This is a genomic window from Halomonas sp. YLB-10 (genome assembly GCF_003856855.1).
Lineage (GTDB): Bacteria > Pseudomonadota > Gammaproteobacteria > Pseudomonadales > Halomonadaceae > Halomonas > Halomonas litopenaei.
On sequence record NZ_RRCU01000010.1, the window covers coordinates 106234 to 124096 of the forward strand.

General features: G+C 66.3%; 16 protein-coding genes. 11 read left to right on the top strand and 5 right to left on the bottom strand.

Translation table 11 applies throughout. The features are described 5' to 3' along the window. Positions 1–7: 7 nt before the first annotated feature. The 3 genes from EBB56_RS20040 to EBB56_RS20050 form a co-directional block, all read right to left on the bottom strand. Complete coding sequence (locus tag EBB56_RS20040) at positions 8–1240, bottom strand: DegT/DnrJ/EryC1/StrS aminotransferase family protein (RefSeq protein WP_045993655.1); 1233 nt, start codon at positions 1238–1240, stop codon at positions 8–10. Positions 1241–1262: 22 nt separating this feature from the next. After that, a complete protein-coding gene (gene hisD, locus EBB56_RS20045) occupies positions 1263–2579 on the bottom strand; it encodes a histidinol dehydrogenase (protein WP_185696483.1) in 1317 nt (438 codons plus the stop codon). A gap of 69 nt (positions 2580–2648) precedes the next feature. Further along, positions 2649–3692 (bottom strand): D-cysteine desulfhydrase, encoded by a 1044-nt coding sequence (locus tag EBB56_RS20050; RefSeq protein ID WP_239452576.1) that lies wholly within the window; start codon positions 3690–3692, stop codon positions 2649–2651. 189 nt (positions 3693–3881) lie between these two features. Between EBB56_RS20050 and EBB56_RS20055 the strand changes: the two genes are divergently transcribed. Further along, positions 3882–4784: a LysR family transcriptional regulator gene (locus EBB56_RS20055; protein ID WP_045993657.1), complete on the top strand. Its 903-nt coding sequence runs from the start codon at positions 3882–3884 to the stop codon at positions 4782–4784. A gap of 36 nt (positions 4785–4820) precedes the next feature. On the opposite strand, the gene EBB56_RS20060 is transcribed toward EBB56_RS20055, so the two are convergent. Next, positions 4821–5567 carry a UTRA domain-containing protein gene (locus EBB56_RS20060; RefSeq protein WP_045993658.1) on the bottom strand — a complete coding sequence of 249 codons (747 nt, stop codon included), beginning with the start codon at positions 5565–5567 and terminating at the stop codon, positions 4821–4823. 317 nt (positions 5568–5884) lie between these two features. On the opposite strand from EBB56_RS20060, the gene EBB56_RS20065 reads away from it, so the two are divergent. From EBB56_RS20065 to EBB56_RS20095, 7 genes are all read left to right on the top strand, one after another. Further along, complete coding sequence (locus tag EBB56_RS20065; protein WP_239452577.1) at positions 5885–6961, top strand: ABC transporter substrate-binding protein; 1077 nt, start codon at positions 5885–5887, stop codon at positions 6959–6961. A 132-nt stretch (positions 6962–7093) separates the two neighbouring features. Continuing rightward, complete coding sequence (locus tag EBB56_RS20070) at positions 7094–7963, top strand: alkaline phosphatase family protein (RefSeq protein WP_124805148.1); 870 nt, start codon at positions 7094–7096, stop codon at positions 7961–7963. Then, a complete protein-coding gene (locus EBB56_RS20075; protein ID WP_108449221.1) occupies positions 7960–8793 on the top strand; it encodes an ABC transporter permease subunit in 834 nt (277 codons plus the stop codon). The genes EBB56_RS20070 and EBB56_RS20075 overlap by 4 nt, the downstream gene beginning before the upstream one ends. Next, positions 8780–9628: an ABC transporter permease gene (locus tag EBB56_RS20080; RefSeq protein ID WP_124805149.1), complete on the top strand. Its 849-nt coding sequence runs from the start codon at positions 8780–8782 to the stop codon at positions 9626–9628. Before EBB56_RS20075 ends, EBB56_RS20080 begins: the two co-directional genes overlap by 14 nt. Beyond that, complete coding sequence (locus EBB56_RS20085) at positions 9625–10773, top strand: ABC transporter ATP-binding protein (protein WP_221621216.1); 1149 nt, start codon at positions 9625–9627, stop codon at positions 10771–10773. The genes EBB56_RS20080 and EBB56_RS20085 overlap by 4 nt, the downstream gene beginning before the upstream one ends. Then, a complete protein-coding gene (locus tag EBB56_RS20090; RefSeq protein ID WP_124805150.1) occupies positions 10770–11510 on the top strand; it encodes an HAD family phosphatase in 741 nt (246 codons plus the stop codon). The genes EBB56_RS20085 and EBB56_RS20090 overlap by 4 nt, the downstream gene beginning before the upstream one ends. Positions 11511–11577: 67 nt before the next feature. Continuing rightward, positions 11578–12486, top strand: a complete 909-nt coding sequence (locus EBB56_RS20095) for an NAD(P)-dependent oxidoreductase (protein ID WP_045993659.1) — start codon at positions 11578–11580, stop codon at positions 12484–12486. A 44-nt stretch (positions 12487–12530) separates the two neighbouring features. On the opposite strand, the gene EBB56_RS20100 is transcribed toward EBB56_RS20095, so the two are convergent. Then, complete coding sequence (locus EBB56_RS20100) at positions 12531–13448, bottom strand: LysR family transcriptional regulator (RefSeq protein ID WP_124805151.1); 918 nt, start codon at positions 13446–13448, stop codon at positions 12531–12533. A 140-nt stretch (positions 13449–13588) separates the two neighbouring features. On the opposite strand from EBB56_RS20100, the gene EBB56_RS20105 reads away from it, so the two are divergent. The 3 genes from EBB56_RS20105 (at position 13589) to EBB56_RS20115 (ending at position 17862) form a co-directional block, all read left to right on the top strand. Next, positions 13589–15034, top strand: a complete 1446-nt coding sequence (locus EBB56_RS20105; RefSeq protein ID WP_124805152.1) for an aldehyde dehydrogenase family protein — start codon at positions 13589–13591, stop codon at positions 15032–15034. Between the two features lie 11 nt (positions 15035–15045). Then, positions 15046–16050 carry a dipeptidase gene (locus EBB56_RS20110; RefSeq protein ID WP_185696484.1) on the top strand — a complete coding sequence of 335 codons (1005 nt, stop codon included), beginning with the start codon at positions 15046–15048 and terminating at the stop codon, positions 16048–16050. Between the two features lie 180 nt (positions 16051–16230). Further along, positions 16231–17862 carry a BCCT family transporter gene (locus EBB56_RS20115; protein WP_124805153.1) on the top strand — a complete coding sequence of 544 codons (1632 nt, stop codon included), beginning with the start codon at positions 16231–16233 and terminating at the stop codon, positions 17860–17862. Position 17863 lies beyond the last annotated feature (1 nt).

The window sequence follows — 17863 nt, forward strand, 5'->3', positions numbered from 1 at the left end:
ACGTGGCTCAGCGAGAGCCGAGCGCCTTGTCGGGTGTTGCCTCGGGGGGCTGCACCGCCTCATCCATGGCGGCGCTCATCAGCGCGACGATGTCGTCGCAGTCTGCTTGATCGAAGGTCAGCGGCAGGCGCAGATCACACAGGGTGGCGAGTACTCTGTCGGCGATCGGCAGCGCACGTGTGCCGGCCAGATAACCCCAGCTGTCGTAGCGGCTGGTGTAGTCCTCCGGCAAGGGTTTGCCATACCACTTCAGCGGAATGCCGCGGGCCTCGCAGCCCTCGACAAAGCGCGCAATGGTGTCAGCGCCCAGCGCCGGCAGGCGGAACTGGATGGAGCTGCCGACGAAGTCCTCCCTGGCGGGCCGGTCAATCAGGCACACCTCGGCGATATCGCCAAGACGCTGCTCCATGCGCCGATACAGCGAATTCCAGCGCGTCTTGCGGTGCTCCATCTCGGCCAGCTGAGGACGCAGGATGGCCGCCCGCAGATTGTCCATGCGGCCACTCATGTTGGGTGTCATCAGGCGCGTCTCGGCGAAGCTCTCCGGCGCGGGTGCGGCCAGGTGCCGATCGAACAGCATGTAGGAGCCGGACAGGATCACCGCACGCCGCATGACCTCGGCATCGGCGGTGGCCAGAAGCCCGCCCTCTCCGGAATTGATGTGCTTGTAGGTCTGGGTACTGAAGCAGCCTGCCTTGCCGAAGGTGCCGCTGGGTCGGCCATCGTAGGCCGCCCCCATGGTGTGGGCACAGTCTTCGATCAGCACGATGCCGTGGGACTCGCACACCGCGACGATGGCGTCCATGTCGCCGATATGGCCGCGCATGTGCGACAGCACAAAGAAGCCGGCACCGCTCTCGCGAGCGGCGCGATCCAGGTCGTCGGGATCGACGGTGGTATCGTCCAGGATGTCCACCAGTACCGCCTCGCCACCCGCCGCGACGATACTGCCGGGCACCGGCGACAGGGTGAAGGCGTTGCACAGCACCTTGTCGCCGGCCTCGAGTCCGCAGGCGCGCAGCGCCAGCTGCAACGCATAACCGCCGGAGGCGCAGGCCAGTGCGTAGTCGACACCCAGGCTCGCGGCGAACTCGGACTCCAGCAGGGCGGTCTCACCGGCCTCGCCTTCGGCCAGGTTGTAGCGATGCAGGCGACCGCTCTGGAGCACGGCCACCGCCGAGGCGATGGCGTCGTCAGAGATGGCTTCCTGCTGGGTGAAGGATTTGGCAAAACGGCGCATGGCTGGCTCCTCCGCTGGCGACTCAGTAACGAGCCTGACGGTGAACAGGGAAATCCCATTCCTGCTCGGGGAAGTACTTGGCCAGGCGCCAGTCACAGGCCCGGGCGTGGCCTTCCATGCCCTCGGTACGGGAAATCCGGGATCCCACGGCGCTGAAGGTCAGATTGGCCTCGACGCTCAACTGCTGGGTGGTCAGCACCTTCATGAACTTGTGGACATTGAGTCCACCGGAGTAACGCCCGGCGCGCTTGGTCGGCAGGATATGGTTGGTACCGGAGCACTTGTCACCGTGGGTGACGGTGCTGCCCTCACCCAGAAACAGCGAGCCATAGTTGCTCAGATGCTGCTTCCACCAGTCCAGATCCTCGCACAGCACCTGCAGGTGCTCGCAGGCGTACTGATCGCTGATCGCGACGATCTCCTCGCGGCTGTCGCCCACGATGACCTCACCGAAGTCGCGCCAGGCAGCGTGAACGATATCAGCGTTAGGCATGTCGTCAGCGACTTTCGGCAGAATCTCCATCACTTCGCGGGCGATCGCTTCGCTTGTGCTGAACAGCCACACCGGTGAATTCGGGCCGTGCTCGGCCTGGGACACCAGGTCGACGGCGATGGTCATCGGGTCGGCGGACTCGTCGGCGATGATCGCCGACTCGGTGGGGCCGGCAAACACATCGATACCCACTTCACCGAACAGCAGGCGCTTGGCTTCGGCCACGTAGGCGTTGCCGGGACCGACCAGGATATCGGCCTCGCGCCCGCCGAACAGGCCAAAGGCCATGCTGGCCATGGCGTGGACGCCGCCCATCTCGAGGATCATGTCAGCGCCGGCCACATGCATGGCGTAGGCCACCGCCGGGTTGATGCTGTCGCCCCGGGGCGGCGAACAGGCCACCACGTGTTCGACACCGGCGGCCTTGGCTGTGGCCACGCTCATCAGCGCCGAGGCGGCGTGAGCGTAGCGGCCGCCCGGCACATAGCAGCCGGCGCTGTGTACCGGCAGCACACGCTGACCGAGCAGCACGCCCTCTTCGGTCTCGATCTCGAAGGAGGTCAGGCTGTCACGCTGGGCCTCGGCAAAACGGCGGATCTGGCGGTGGGCGAAGTCGATGTCGTCCTTGACCGACTGGGGCACGCTGTCGATCAACTGACGTCGCTTGTCGTCGCTCAACACAAAGTCGCCGGTCCAACCGTCAAACTTCTCGGCGTATTCGCGCACGGCCGCCTCGCCGCGGGCACGAATATCCTCGAGCATGCCACGCACCGCTTCCGTCACGCGCTGGTCTTCGGCGGCAACGCCAGCGGCGGCCTCCGCCTTCTTGAGATGACGAATGGTCATTGTTGTCTCCGAATAACGTCGTCGAGGGCGCCCGAACTCAGCGGGCGCCTGCCCTGAAGCGTCCTGGGCTTATCCCTTGTAGTCAGGGAAACCGAAGGCATCGGGATAGCCGAACAGCGCAACGGCGCCGCCGGTGTGCAGGAAGACGACGTTCTCGTCCTGCTTGAAGTGGCCCTTGCGGATCAGGTCGATCAGCCCCGCCATGCCCTTGCCGGAGTACACCGGGTCCAGAAGGATGCCTTCGTGACGGGCCAGCAGGGTGACCGCCTCGATCATGCTGTCGGTGGGCACACCGTAGCCCTCACCCACGTAGTCGCAGTTGGCGACCACCTGGTCGCGGCTGACGACGCCGGACAGGCCGAGCTTGGCTTCGGTCTTCTGGGCCAGGGCAAAGACGTTGGCTTCCTGCTTGTCCTTCGGCGCACGAACGCCGATGCCGAGCACCGGGATGCCGGCGTTGCAGGCGCTGAGGCCGGTGACCAGGCCCGCCTGGGTACCGGCGCTGCCGGTGGCGTGGACCAGATGATCGATGCGCAGCCCCATGTCGTTGGCCTGGGCCAGCAGTTCCAGGGCGGCATTGACGTAGCCCAGAGCACCGATCTCGTTGGAGCCACCGCCAGGGATGATGTAGGGCTTCTTGCCTTCACTCTTCAGACGATCGGCCAGGCCTTCCATCTCGGCGGCCATGTCGGCACCGCCCGGGCGCTTCTCGACGCTGGCGCCGTGGAGCTGATCAAGGAAGACGTTGCCGTTGTAGTTGTAGTTGGAGTCCTCGCTGCCGGTACGGTCTTCCAGCAGAATGTGGCACTCGAGCCCCAGCTTGCAGGCGGCGGCCACGGTCTGGCGGGCGTGGTTGGACTGGGTGGCGCCCTGGGTAATGATGGTGTCGGCGCCCTGTTCCAGGGCGTCGGCCATCAGGAATTCCAGCTTGCGGGTCTTGTTGCCCCCGGTGGACAGGCCGGTGCAGTCGTCGCGTTTGATCCACAGGCGCGGACCGCCGAGCAGCTTGCTCAGGTTGTCCATGGGCTCCAGCGGAGTGGGCATATGGCCGAGACGGACACGGGGAAAACGGGACAGGTGCATACGGGCCTCCAGGCGAGTCATTGTTGGCATTGGCGTGCTCTCTTGACGACCTACGTCGAAAGACACAGCAGGCCTGAAGGCCTGCCCTCGAGCGATCGCTTCCAAGTTAAGCCTCGCCTGGAACATGAGACCAATGCCAAGTTGCTCGCCAGCTGTTAAATTTTTGCATAGCCACTGCTTAGCCCCGGCCGCTCCCCACCAAGGCAGACCAAAACACCAATGAAGATCGAATGGATAGAGGATTTTCTCGAGCTTATCGAAGCGGGCACCTTTTCCCAGGCGGCCGAACGGCGCCACGTCACCCAGCCGGCATTCTCGCGCCGTATCCGCCAGCTGGAAGAGTGGCTGGGGGTGGCGCTGATCGATCGCAGCGCCTCGCGCCTGGAGTTGACCGCCCACGCGCGGGCGTACGAGCCCCAATTGCGAGAGTGGCTGGCACGCCTTTACGCCATGCGCAGTCGTCTCAGAAGCGATGCCCGCCAGGGGCCCAGGGCCATTCTGACCACCCAGCACACCCTGACCGTCAGCTACCTGCCGCGTCTATTGCGCCACCTGCGTCATCACGCGCCTGAGGTGGGACTGCAGATCACCTCATCCGACCGCAGCCAGTGCATCCACGACTTCGAGCAAGGCAAGGCCGACCTGTTGCTGTGTTCAGAGCTGGAAGGGGCTCCCCTGTTCAGTGGCAGCGATAGCGTCGAGCGGCTGTCACTGGGCGTCGAACGGCTGTTGCCGGTGTGTGCGTCGGATCATCACGGTGGTCTCATGCACGAACTCGAGGAAGGTCAACGACTGCCCTTGATCGGCTACGATCCGGACAGCTTTCTTGGCCAGGCCCTGGCGACGCCTTACCTGCTCGATGCCCAACGCCACTACGAGATCGAGCTGGTCTGCGAGACCGCCTTCACCATCGGCATTCGCCAACTCGCCCTGGCCGGTCTCGGCATCGGCTGGCTGCCCCACGGATTGATCGAGGAAGACCTCGAGAGCGGCAAGCTGATTTCCTTGCAGGAAATCCTCGGCGGCCCCTATCTGGAAGTGGCTTGCTATCGCCATCGTGACGAGACAGCGGTGGCAGCCCCCCTGTGGCACCTGCTGGAAGAGCGTCCTCCCGCGGTCTAGCACTCCCCCCAGCTCGAAGTCCCTCGATCTCGCACCTCAGCCGCCCTGAGGCGCGGCAGACAGCGTCAGCTCGATGGCGTCGTGGCGCCAGTACTCGTCGTCGCAGTCGATGGCACGGCCGTTCTGGTCGTGGTTGATGCGGGTGATGCGCTGGGCGGGGCTGCCGCGTACCGCGTTGAGCGCGCCGGCGGCGTCGCTGGAAAGTACACAGGTGCCGAGCTCGTAGCTGACCCGCCCGACCCGGATGCCGTACTCGCGGCGGTATAGCTCTGTCAGCGATTCCCGCGCCAGATCGAACTCCAGGATGGCGGGAAAGCAGCGCGGCAACAGATGGTGTTCCACGTAGAGCACCCGGCGCTCATCCACCAGCCGGGCACGACAGATGCGGTAGACGCGCTCGCCTTCGGCGAGTCCCAGCCGGCGGGCAACCGTGACGGGCGCGATCACTTCCTCGGCACTGAGCAACAGGGTTCGGGCGCTGCGCTGCTGGGATCGCACCATCTCGTGAAACGGCAGGCAGGCCAGCAGGTCGTAGCGAAGCCGTGGCGGCGACACGAACCAGCCGCGCCGATTCTCGCGATACACGCAGCCCTCCGCCTCCAGCTCATTGAGTGCCTCGCGCAGGGTGATGCGGGTGGTCTGGAGGCGCGCCATCATGTCTCGCTCGCTGGGCAGACGGCGATCGCCCCGTGTCGAGGCCAGGCTCAGCAAGGGCGCAAGACGCTCACGCAGGCGATGGGCGGGTGAGGCGTCGTGCGAGGTGTCGTCAGGGACAGTAGGCAAGGCGGACTCTCGAAGCTCTGACCAGGATCGTCGCCGAGCGGCTTCCGGCGGCGTCCAGCTTTCTGGTATAGACCAAAGAAGGTTCAACGTAGTTTCAGCAGTCTAGTGGCAAGCCGGTGACAACGCGATGACAGTGCTCGAACGAGTCGGGTTTTTCTTCCTCCACCTGGCACATATGAACTGAGACGAGACTGCCACGCAACTGACACGAGGCTGTCACGCTAGCTCCTTAGGGTGATCGTCAGCGGAAACTGATCTAGACCAGAAAGGCGCATCGGTTTCCGTCGACTTCACACCCCTGACCCGGAGACCCTCTCGTGATCGTCACTTCTCTGCGTTACCCGACCCTGACCGCCCTGGCCTGCGCTGGCCTGCTGTCCACCGCCGCCCAGGCAAACACCGCCGAGCTTGAGTCACTGATCGAGGCCGCCAAGCAGGAAGGCCGCGTCGACAGCGTCGGCATGCCCGACACCTGGGCCAACTGGAAGGACACCTGGGCCGACCTGGAAAGCGTCTACGGCCTGGCGCACACCGATACCGACATGAGCTCCGCCGAGGAAGTCGCCAAGTTCAAGGCCGAGGGCGAGAACGCCACCGCCGATATCGGCGATGTCGGCTTCGCCTTCGGACCGATCGCGGTGCAGCAGGGGGTGACCCAGCCCTACAAGCCCACCACCTGGGACGAGATCCCCGACTGGGCCAAGGACGAAGATGGCCATTGGATGCTCGGCTACACCGGCACCATTGCGCTGATGATCAACAAGAACCTGGTGGAAGAGGACCAGCGCCCGAGTTCCTTCGCCGACCTGCGCGAGGGTGACTACTCGGTATCAGTGGGCGCCGTGGGCCAGGCTTCCCAGGCCAACAATGCGGTACTCGCCGCCGCCTACGCCGCCGATGGCGACGAGGGCAACCTGGCCCCGGGCCTCGAGCTGTTCGCCGAACTGGCCGAGCAGGGCCGACTGTCGCTGGCCGACGTGTCCATCGCCAACCTGGAGAAGGGCGAAGTGGAAGTGGCCCTGCTGTGGGACTTCAACGCCTTGAACTACCGCGACCAGATCGACCGTGACGCCTTCGAGGTGGTAATCCCCTCGGACGCTTCGGTGACCTCCGGCTACGCCACCATCATCAACACCCACGCCCAGCACCCCAACGCCGCCAAGCTGGCCCGTGAGTACATCCTGTCCGATGAAGGCCAGTTCAACCTGGCCGAGGGCTACGCTCGCCCGATCCGCGCCGAGCACCTGACCCTGCCCGACGATATCGCCGCCAAGCTGCTGCCCAACGAGCAGTACGCCAGCGCCCGTCCGATCCAGGACTTTGCCGCCTGGGAACAGAGCGCCAAGGTGCTGCCGCGCCAGTGGCAGTCCGAGGTGCTGATCCACCAGCAGTGATCAAGCGCTGAGGACAGCCCCGCTACAACGATCGACCGCTGAAGACAGTGCCCACGAGGCCTGTCTTCAGCGCATTCCACGCCATTTCGCGACAGTGCCGCGCCCTGTATTGCCGCGCGGCCGGGAGTCATCATGACCAGACCCGTCATACTGGTGGTGCTGGACGGCCTCAATCACGCCGTCGGCCATCACGCCATGGGCCACTTGAGCGCCCTGGTGGAGGCCGGCCGCGGCTACACCACCCACCTCGACTGCGAGCTGCCGGCCATGTCTCGGCCGCTCTACGAGTGCCTGCTGACCGGTGATCGCCCGGTGGACTCCGGGGTAGTGCACAACGACATCGTGCGCCGTTCCCACGGCACCAGCCTGTTCGACCTGGCCCGCGGCCAGGGCCTTGCCACCGCAGCGGCGGCCTATCACTGGGTCAGTGAGCTCTACGTCAAGGCACCCTTCGAGCGCACCCGCGACCGCTTCCTCGACGACCCGGCGGCGGCCATCCAGGCCGGCATCTTCTACTGGCAGGACCACTATCCGGATGATCACCTGTTCAGCGACGCCGAGGCCCTGAGGCAACGCCACGCGCCGGACTTCCTGCTGGTTCACAGCATGAACATCGACGACACCGGCCACCGTCACGGCGGCGACTCGCCCCAGTACAGAAACGCCGCCCGCCACGCCGACATCGCCCTGGCCGACTACCTGCCACGCTGGCTGGCCGACGGCTGCCAGGTGATGATCACCGCCGACCATGGCATGAACGCCGATCGCTCCCACTCGGGCCTGCTGGAAGAAGAACGCCGGGTGCCGCTGTGGCTGTTCGGCGATGCCTTTGCCGACCCCGCCGGACGGGTCATCCGCCAGACCCACCTGTGCGGCACCCTGGCAAGCGTCCTTGGGCTCTCCCACGACAAGCCCTGGCATCCCGAGCTGTTGGCTGCGTCCAATATCACCGGCGCCGCGCCCACCGCGCACGCCACCTGCAACGAGGAGGCCGGATCGTGAAGGCGCCATTACCGGCCTGGCTGTGGCTTGTGCCTTTCGCCGTGATATTCACCGCCTTCCAACTGGCGCCGATGGCCTGGGTCGCGATCAGTGCCTTCAACGTCAACGGCGACTGGGGCCTTGGCCACTTTCAGGAGATCGCCCAGTCGGCGTTCTTCCGCCAGGCGATCTGGAAGAGCCTGACCATCTCGCTGGTGTCCAGCGCCATCGGCCTGGTCATCGCCACCCTGACCTGCCACGCCCTGGTGCGTTCCGGCGGACGCCTGAGGCGAGCGATGATCGCCTTTACCAACATGACCTCCAACTTTGCCGGCGTGCCGCTGGCCTTCGCCTTCATCATCCTGCTGGGGGCCAACGGCGTGCTGACCCTGGCGCTTCAACGACTCGGCATCATCGAGGACGTGCGTCTTTACTCCACCGGCGGGCTGATCGTCATCTACACCTGGTTCCAGATTCCGCTGGGCATCCTGCTGCTGTTCCCGGCCTTCGCCGGCCTCAAGGCCGAATGGCGTGATGCCGCCAGCCTGCTCGGCGCCGGGCGCATCGCCTACTGGCAGCGCATCGGCCTGCCGGTGCTGTGGCCGGCCCTGGCCGGCACCTTCACGGTACTGTTCGCCAACGCCATGGGCGCCTACGCCACCGTCTACGCGCTGGTCAACACCAGCTACAACCTGATGACCATTCGTATCGCCAACCTGGTGGCCGGCGACCTGTTCCTCGAGCCCAATCTGGCAAGCGCCCTGGCGCTAATCCTGGTGCTGCTGCTGGTGCTGGTCACCCTGGTCCAGCAGTGGCTGTTGAGAAGGAGTGCACAGCATGGCTCACGCTGAAACCCTGCCGGCTCACAAGGGCCCGACCGCAGCGTCGCTGTCGGCGACCTTCAATCCCTACGCCTGGATCGTCGGCAGCGTCTTCGCGGTGCTGGCCCTGCCGCTGGTGGCGACCCTGGGTTACGCCCTGGCCACCCGCTGGGGCGCAACCCTGGTCCCCGATGGCCTGACCCTGGCCTGGTTCGTGGAGCTATGGACCACCCCGCGCTTTGTGGCCGCCTTCGCCCGGTCGCTGGCTGTCGCCGTGGGGGCCCTGGCGCTGTCGCTGGTGCTGGTAATGCCGGTGGCCCTGCTGGCCCACACCCGCTATCCGTGGCTGGACCGCTGGATGAACACCCTGATCCTGATGCCCTTCGCGGTGCCCCCGGTGGTGTCCTCGGTGGGGCTACTCAAGCTTTACGCTGGCGGCCCGCTGCCGCTGGTGGGCACCCCCTGGATCCTGATTCCCACCTACTTCACCATCGTGCTGCCGTTCATGTACCGCGCCATCGCCAACAGCCTGCGTGCGGTGGACGTGCAAAGCCTGATGGACGCCGCCCAGCTGCTGGGTGCCGGGCCGCTGAAGGCCTTCTTTCTGGTCATCCTGCCCAACCTGCGTGGCGGGGTGCAGATCGCCATCTTCCTGTCGTTTTCGTTCCTGGTCGGCGAGTTCGTCTTCGCCAACATGCTGGTGGGCACCCGCTTCGAGACGCTGCAGGTCTACCTCAACAATATGCGCGGCGCCAGCGGCCACTTCACCAGCGCCCTGGTGATCACCCTGTTCGCCTTTACCCTGATCCTGACCTGGCTGGGCAATCGCCAGGCCGAGCACACCATCACGGAGGCCACACGATGATGGCTGCCACCACACCTGCCACCCAGCGTGCCGCCCCGTCCACTGTCTCATCCTCTGTCCCGTCCTCGGTCCAGACCACGACCCCATCAGCGCCAGGCCACCAGGAAAGCGGCAATGCGGTCTCGCTGAGGGGGCTGGCCAAGCGCTTCGGCGAAACCTCGGTGTTCGCCGACATCGACGCCGATATCGCGCATGGCGAGTTCATCACCCTGCTGGGGCCGTCCGGCTGCGGCAAGTCGACCCTGCTGCGGGCCATCGCTGGGCTGACCTCGCTGGACGCCGGCAGCATCCACATCGGCGGTGACGAGATCACCCGCCTGCCGCCCCAGCGACGTGGAGTCGGCATGGTGTTTCAGCACTATGCGCTGTTTCCCAACCTCAAGGTCGCCGACAACGTCGCCTTCGGCCTGCGCATGCAGAAGGTCCCCGGTGACGAGCGTGCACGCCGGGTGGACGAGGTGCTGCGCCTGGTCGAGATGCAGGACCAGGCGCACAAGTTCCCCCACCAGCTGTCGGGCGGGCAATGCCAGCGGGTGGCACTGGCACGCTCGCTGGTGGTGGAACCCAAGGTACTGCTGATGGACGAGCCGCTGTCGGCGCTGGACGCCCGCATTCGTCGACATCTGCGCGACCAGATCCGCGAGATTCAGAAGACCCTCGGCCTGACCACCCTGTTCGTGACCCATGACCAGGAAGAGGCCATGTTGATGTCCGACCGGGTGTTCCTGATGCACCAGGGGCGGATCCTGCAAAAGGACACCGCCGAGGTGCTCTACACCCGGCCCCGGGACGAAAACGCCGCCGGCTTCATGGGCCACTACTGCCTGCTCGACGCCGTCGAGGCCGCGCCACTACTGGGCTTTCGCAGCCAGGCCGGGCGTGTCGCGCTGCGCCCCGAGGCGCTCTATCTCAGCGTGCGGGGCCGCCCTTTAGGTGGTGAGCTACCGGCACGGGTGGGGCCGGGCGTCAACGGACGTGTGCGTCGACATCGCCTGCTCGGTAACATCGTGCGCTACGACATCGACTGCGATGGCACCAGCCTCGCCGTCGACACCCTCAATCGCTCCGCCCGCAGCCTGCTGCCCGCCGGCTGCGAGGTGACGATCCACGTCGATCTCGACGAGGTTCAGGAGCTGGATGCATGAACGATCTGACGAGCCCTGTCACCATGACCACTGACGCCTGCCACGGCGACGCCGCCAAGGCCCCCGACGCGCCCATGACCCTGGCCCTGTTCGACCTCGACGACACCTTGCTCAACGGCGACATCACTGGACTCTGGAGCCAGTGGCTGATCGATCTCGGCTGGATCGAGGACGGCGACGCCTACCGCGCCGCCTTCGCCGAGCACATGACCGACTACGCCGCCGGGACGCTCGACATGGAAGCCCATCTGGCGCTATTGCTGACGCCGCTGGCCGGCCGCAGCGAGGCCGACGTCAGGCAACAGGTCGACGCCTTCCTCGATGCCAAGGTGGTGCCCCGGCTCTTCCCCCAGGGCCACGAACGCCTGGCCTGGCACCGTGACCAGGGCCATCGGGTGGTGATCATCTCGGCCTCGCCGATCCACGTGGTCGGGCCGCTGGCCGAGCGCCTCGGTGCCGATCAGGCGCTGGCCACCGCTCTCGAACTCGACTCCCGCAGGCGCTACACCGGCAAGGCCGAGGGCATCCGCACCTTCCAGGGCGGCAAGCTCGAGGCGCTGCGCGAGTGGCTGGCCGAGCACACCCCGGTGGAGAGCTTCGGCTACTCCGACTCGCGTAACGACCTGCCCCTGCTGGAATTCGTCGACCGTCCCTTCGCCATCAACCCCGACTCGACGCTTGACGCCACCGCCCGCGAGCGCGGCTGGCCGGTACAGTGGTGGCGGCAGGTCGACTGAGCGTGGAGGCACCGGGCGGAAGAGGTTAGGCTGTTACCTACTTTCTAATCTACAACGAGCCGCCCGTATGACCTCTCCTGCCACCATCGCCCTGCTGGGCACCGGTATCATGGGCCTGCCCATGGGCCGTCATCTGATCCGTGCAGGCTTCCCCCTGCGTGCCTGGAATCGCAGCATCGACAAGGCAGCCCCGCTGGGCGAACTTGGCGCCACTCTGGCCGAGACACCCATCGAGGCAGCGGCAAACGCCCAGGCGGTGGTGATGATGGTAAGTTCGGGCGCGGTATGCGAGACGCTGCTGTTCGGCGACGACGGCATCGCCCGTCAGTTGTCTCCCGGTACCCTGCTCATCGTGATGTCGACCATTGGCCACAGTGAAGCAATCGCCTTGGCCGAACGCTGTCGCGAGCTTGGCCTTGGCTGGGTGGACGCCCCGGTCTCCGGCGGCGAAAAGGGCGCGCGCGAAGGATCTCTTTCGATCATGGCCGGAGCAGACGCCGCCGATTACGACAGGGCAAAGCCCATTCTCGAGGCCATGGGGCATCCCCTGCATATTGGCCCGGCAGGCAGCGGCGCCCTGGCCAAGCTGGTCAATCAGTTGACGGTGGCCAGCACCATCGCGGCGGTGTCGGAAGCCCTGGTGCTGGCCGAAGCCGGCGGCGCCGACCCCGCCAAGGTGCGCCAGGCCATGCTGGGGGGCTTCGCCTACTCGCGGATTCTCGACCAGCATGGCCAACGCATGCTGGACGGCGACTTCGCACCCGGCGGCCCGGCCAGGCATCAGCTGAAGGACACTCGCGCCGCCTGTGACGTCGCCCGGGAACTCGGCCTCGACTTGCCGCTGCTTGAGTTGACCGACCGCCTGTTCGGCGATCTGGTCAACGCAGGTGGTGCCGACCTCGACCACAGCGCCCTGCTGCTCGAGGTCCGGCGACGCAACGGCATGGACGCCGGCGAACTCGACCGCAACGGCTGACGGACGGCGAGCCCGCCTGGCGTTATCGGCTATTGGCTGAACGGCTATTGGCTGCTCGGCGCATGGCCATCCTGCCCCTGCCCCTGCCCCTCTTCCAGGCGCTCGATAATAAAGGCCGCCATGGCAGCGGCGGCCGGCGACAGGCTGCGACCGGCCAGGCGCACCAGTCCCACCTGGCGCTCTACCACAGGGCACTCCAGCGGAACGAACCTCAGCCGCTCGTACTCCTCGGCAAACGCCAGTCGCGGCAGGGTGGTGATGCCGAGCCCTGCCACCAGGCTTGCGGTCAGCGAGATCATGTTGGAGATGAAGAAGGTGGGACTCGCCAGCAGCGCCTCGGCCTCGGTGCCCTCGAGCAGCCGCGAGGTGCCATTGCCGATCAGGGTCTCGCCGGCAAGCTCGCGCCAGTGCAGGCTCTCGCGCCCGGCGAAGGGATGGTCATCGCGACACACCACCCCCACCTTGTCGCGCAGCAAAGGGGTGAACGCCAGGGCATCGTCAGGCTGCCACAGGCTTGAAAGCCCGATATCCACCTCACCGCCCAGCACCTGCTCGCGCACGAAGTCGGCGTTGCCGTCGTGCAGCGCCACGCGGATGCCCGGATAGCGCTCGACGAACTCCGACAGCAAGCTCGGCATCAGGCGGCTGGCCACCGACGGTACCGCCGCCATATCTAGATGCCCCGCCTGGCGCTCGACCTGGGCGAGCAGGTCACGGCTCAGGCGATCATGCTGGAGGATCAGCTCGCGAAAGCGCGGCACGCAGTACTCGCCGAAGGGGGTGAGGCTCGCCTGGGCACCCTTCTCGAACAGCGCCTCACCAAGGCGCGCCTCCAGCTCGCGCACCGCCATCGACACCGCCGGCTGGCTGCGGTGAAGCTGGCGCGCGGCGGCGTGAAAGCCGCCGTGGTCGACAATCGCCAGCACGTAGCGCAGCGGCTGGATCTTGAGGTCGGGGAGCATGGCATTTCCTCACACGGGCCGTCACACGGGCCGTCACACAGACAGGCGGTAAGCCTTATTTATCATATGCTCGTTATTATTGATTATCTTTATTTTGGTGACTCTCCTAGGCTGTGTCGCATTCGTCACAGGAGGTCATCATGTCTCAGCAGTCAGCCTACCCACTCTATATCGACGGCCAGTGGATCGACGGCGTCGACCAGATCGAGAACCGCAGCCCGTCGGATACCAGCGACCTGATCGGCGTCTACGCCCAGGCCTCGACCGAGCAGGTCAAGGACGCCATCGCCGCCGCCCGCCGGGGTGGCCGCGAATGGGCCAAGAGCGGCCTGGAGCAGCGCTACGGCGTGCTGATGGCGGTGGGCGACGAACTGATGGCGCGCAAGGCCGAGCTCGGCGAGCTGCTGGCCCGTGAAGAGGGCAAGACCCTGGCCGAGGCGGTCGGCGAGGTCCACCGCTCCGCCCAGTTCTTCCACTACTACGCCGCCGAGGTGCTGCGCCAGATCGACGAGCGCGCCGAGTCGGTGCGCCCCGGCGTGGAAGTGGAGGTGCGCCGTGAGCCGGTGGGGGTGGTCGGCGTCATCAGCCCCTGGAACTTCCCCATGGCCACCGCAGTGTGGAAGATCGCCCCGGCGCTGGCCTTCGGCAACGCCGTGGTGTTCAAGCCGGCCAACCTGGTCCCCGCCAGCGCCTGGGCGTTGACCGAGATCCTCAGCCGTCAGGCGCTGCCCGCAGGCAGCTTCAACCTGATCATGGGGCCGGGTTCGAGCGTCGGCGACGCCTTGATCTCGAGTCCCGAGATCAATGCCCTGACCTTTACCGGGTCGCTTGAGGTCGGTCGCCGGGTGGCCGGCGCCACCGCCGCCAACCTGGTCAAGTGCCAGCTCGAGATGGGCTCCAAGAACGCCCTGATCGTGGCCGACGACGCCGATCTCGACCTCGCCGTGGAGGCCGCCTTCAACGGCGCCTACTCCGGCACCGGCCAGAAGTGCACCGCCTCGTCGCGGCTGATCGTCACCGAAAAGGTCCACGACACCTTCGTCGAGCGGCTGATCGAGCGCCTGAAGCAGGTGCGTGTCGGCCCCGCTCTGGAAGACGGCGTGCACATCGGCCCGGCGGCCGACGCCCGCCAGCTTGCCTCCAACCTGGCATGGGTCGAACGCGCCCAGGCCGATGGGGCTCGGCTGGTGTTCGGCGGCGAGCGCGTCAGCGCGGCAAGCGACGGCTACTTCATGGCACCGACGCTTCTGGTGGATACCACCAACGACATGGCCATCAATCGCGAGGAGGTGTTCGGCCCGATCGCCTGCGTGATCAAGGTCGCCGACGCCATCGAGGCCATCGAGGTGCTCAACGACACCCACTTCGGCCTGACCGCCGGCATCATCACCGACTCGCTGAAGCTTGCCAGCGAGTTCAAGGCCCGCGCCGAGACCGGCTGCGTGATGGTCAACCTGCCCACTGCGGGCACCGACTACCACGTGCCCTTCGGCGGCCGCAAGGCGTCGAGCTTCGGCCCCCGCGAGCAGGGCCGCTACGCCCGCGAGTTCTACACCGTGGTCAAGACCTGCTACGTCAAGGCCTGAGGAGAGACGTCATGTCCCGAGAAATGCTGACCGTCGACGGCCTGCAGTACTCCAACTGGTCGCGGGAGATCTTCGAGCAGATGCGCGAGGGCGGCCTGGACGCCGTCCACGCCACCCTGGTCTACCACGAGACCACCCGCGAGACGCTGTCTCGCCTGGGCGAGTGGAACCGCCGCTTCGAGGCCCATGCGGACCTGATCATGCCGGTGCGCGGGCCCGGCGATATCGCCAGGGCCCAGGCCAGCGGGCGCATCGGGGTCTTTCTCGGCGCCCAGAACTGCTCGCCCATCGAGGACGATATCGACATGGTCGAGGTGATGCGCGATCTCGGCCTCCTGATCATGCAGCTCACCTACAACAACCAGAGCCTGCTGGCCTGCGGCTGCTACGAGGCAGAAGACAGCGGTATCACCCGCTTCGGGCGCCAGGTGATTCGCGAGATGAACCGGGTCGGCATGGTCATCGACATGTCCCACAGCGCCGAGCGCTCGACCCTCGAGGCCATCGAGCTGTCGAGCCGTCCGGTGATCATCTCCCACGCCAACCCCGAGAGCTTCCACCCGGCCAAGCGCAACAAGTCCGATCGGGTACTCAAAGCCATCGCCGAGTGCAACGGCCTGCTGGGCTTCTCGGCCTACCCCTTCCACCTGCGCAACGGCCCGGACTGCACCCTTGCCGAGTACTGCGAGATGATCGCCCGCACCGCCGACCTGATGGGGGTCGAACACCTGGGCATCGGCACCGACCTGTGTCAGAACCAGCCCACCTCGGTGCTCGACTGGATGCGCAATGGCCGCTGGTCCAAGGACATGGACTATGGCGAGGGCAGCGCCACCAACGCCGGCTGGCCGCGGCCACTGGCCTGGCTCAAGGACAGTCGAGACTTCCCCAACCTGATACAGGGCCTGCGCGACGTCGGCATGAACGAGGACGAAGTGGCCGGCATCATGGGCCGCAACTGGGTGGCGCTGCTGGAGCGCGCCGCCACGCCTCAGGGTATCGCCAAGGTCGCCTGAGGCGACCGTCGGAGCAGCCCCCGACCAGCCACCGACCAGCCCTCGACCAACCCTGGACCAGCCACCCGTCAGCCACCGACCCGCTGGCATCCCAGATTTCAACAACAACCGAATGCCTGCGGCCATCAATCACCATAACAGGCACCGCCCCGACGGTGCCGCACGCCAGAGGTTCATGCCATGACCACCTCCACCACCGGCACCTCGTCGCCCGCCGATCGCTCGGCGCCAGCGACCGCGGACTTGCCCGCCGGCCAGTATCGCCTGGGCGACCCCGTCGTGCTCTGTCTCAGCATCGGTTTCATCCTGCTGTTCGTCGGCCTGTCGCTGTACGACATCGACGGCGTCGCGGGGGCCATCGGCACGGGCTTCGCCTGGACCGCCAAGGCGCTCGGCAGCTACTTCCAAATCCTGCTGCTGCTGACCTTCTTTATCGCCATGGGGCTGATCGCCACCCCGGCGGCAAGTGCACGCATCGGCAACACCCGCACGCCGGAGCTGTCCACCTTCAAGTGGGTGTCGATCATCATGTGCACCCTGCTGGCAGGGGGCGGGGTGTTCTTCGCCGCCGGCGAGCCGATCTACCACTTCGTGGTCACGCCGCCGGCCTTTGCCGGCAGCGCGGCCATCGAGGCCGGCAGCGACTCCGCCATCGCCCCGGCCCTGGCCCAGTCGTTCATGCACTGGGGCTTTCTGGCCTGGGCGGTGCTCGGCAGCCTGACCGCGGTGGTGCTGTCCCACGCCCACTATGACAAGGGCCAGCCCTTGCAGCCGCGCACCCTGCTCTATCCGGTACTCGGCGAGCGGCTGATGAAGGGCCCGCTGGGTGGCGTGGTCGACGCCCTGTGCGTGATTGCGGTGGTGGCCGGTACCGTCGGGCCCATCGGCTTTCTTGCCACCCAGGTCAGCTTCGGTCTGCATGAGCTGTTCGGCGTGGCCAACACCTACATGACCCAGTTGATCATCCTGATCGGCCTCGGCGCGGTCTACGTCACCTCGGCGGTTACCGGCATCGACAAGGGCATCCAGATCCTGTCGCGCTTCAACGTCTTCCTGGCGCTCGCCATCGCCGCGGTGATCTTCCTGTTCGGGCCGACGCTGTTCATGGTCAACGCCTTCACCCAGGGCTTCGGCGAGTACCTGACGTCGTTCTTCGCGATGTCGACGATGACCGCCCAGAGTGCGCCGGACTGGTGGATGCAGTGGTGGACGGTGTTCTTCTTCGCCTGGTTCATCGGCTACGGCCCGCTGATGGCGATCTTCGTCGCGCGCATCTCCAGGGGCCGCACGATTCGCCAGATGGTGCTCACCGTGGCGGTGCTGGCACCGGTGGCCACGGCCATCTGGTTCACCCTGCTGGGCGGTTCCGGCATCTTCTACCAGATGACCGGAGCCATCGACCTGACCGAGGCGCTCAACAACTTCCAGTTCGACGTGGCTACCCTGACCGTGGCCCAGGCGCTGCCCGGCGGTACCGTCATGGCGGTGGCGATCCTGGTGTTGACCACCATCTTCGTCGCCACCACCGGTGACTCCATGAGCTACGCCATCGCCGTGGTCGGTGCCGGTCACGACGAGCCGAGCCCGCTGGTTCGTGCCTTCTGGGGCATCGCCATGGCGCTGATGGCGGCTATCCTCCTGTACATGGGCGCGGGGCAGATCAGCGCCCTGCAGCAGTTCATCGTGCTGACCGCCATCCCGGTGTCGCTGGTGCTGCTACCGTCGTTGTGGACCGGCCCCCAGGCCGCCCTCGCCATGGCCCGCGCCCAGGGCATCACCAGCCACAAAGCCAGTGCTACAGGGGAGGCCTGAG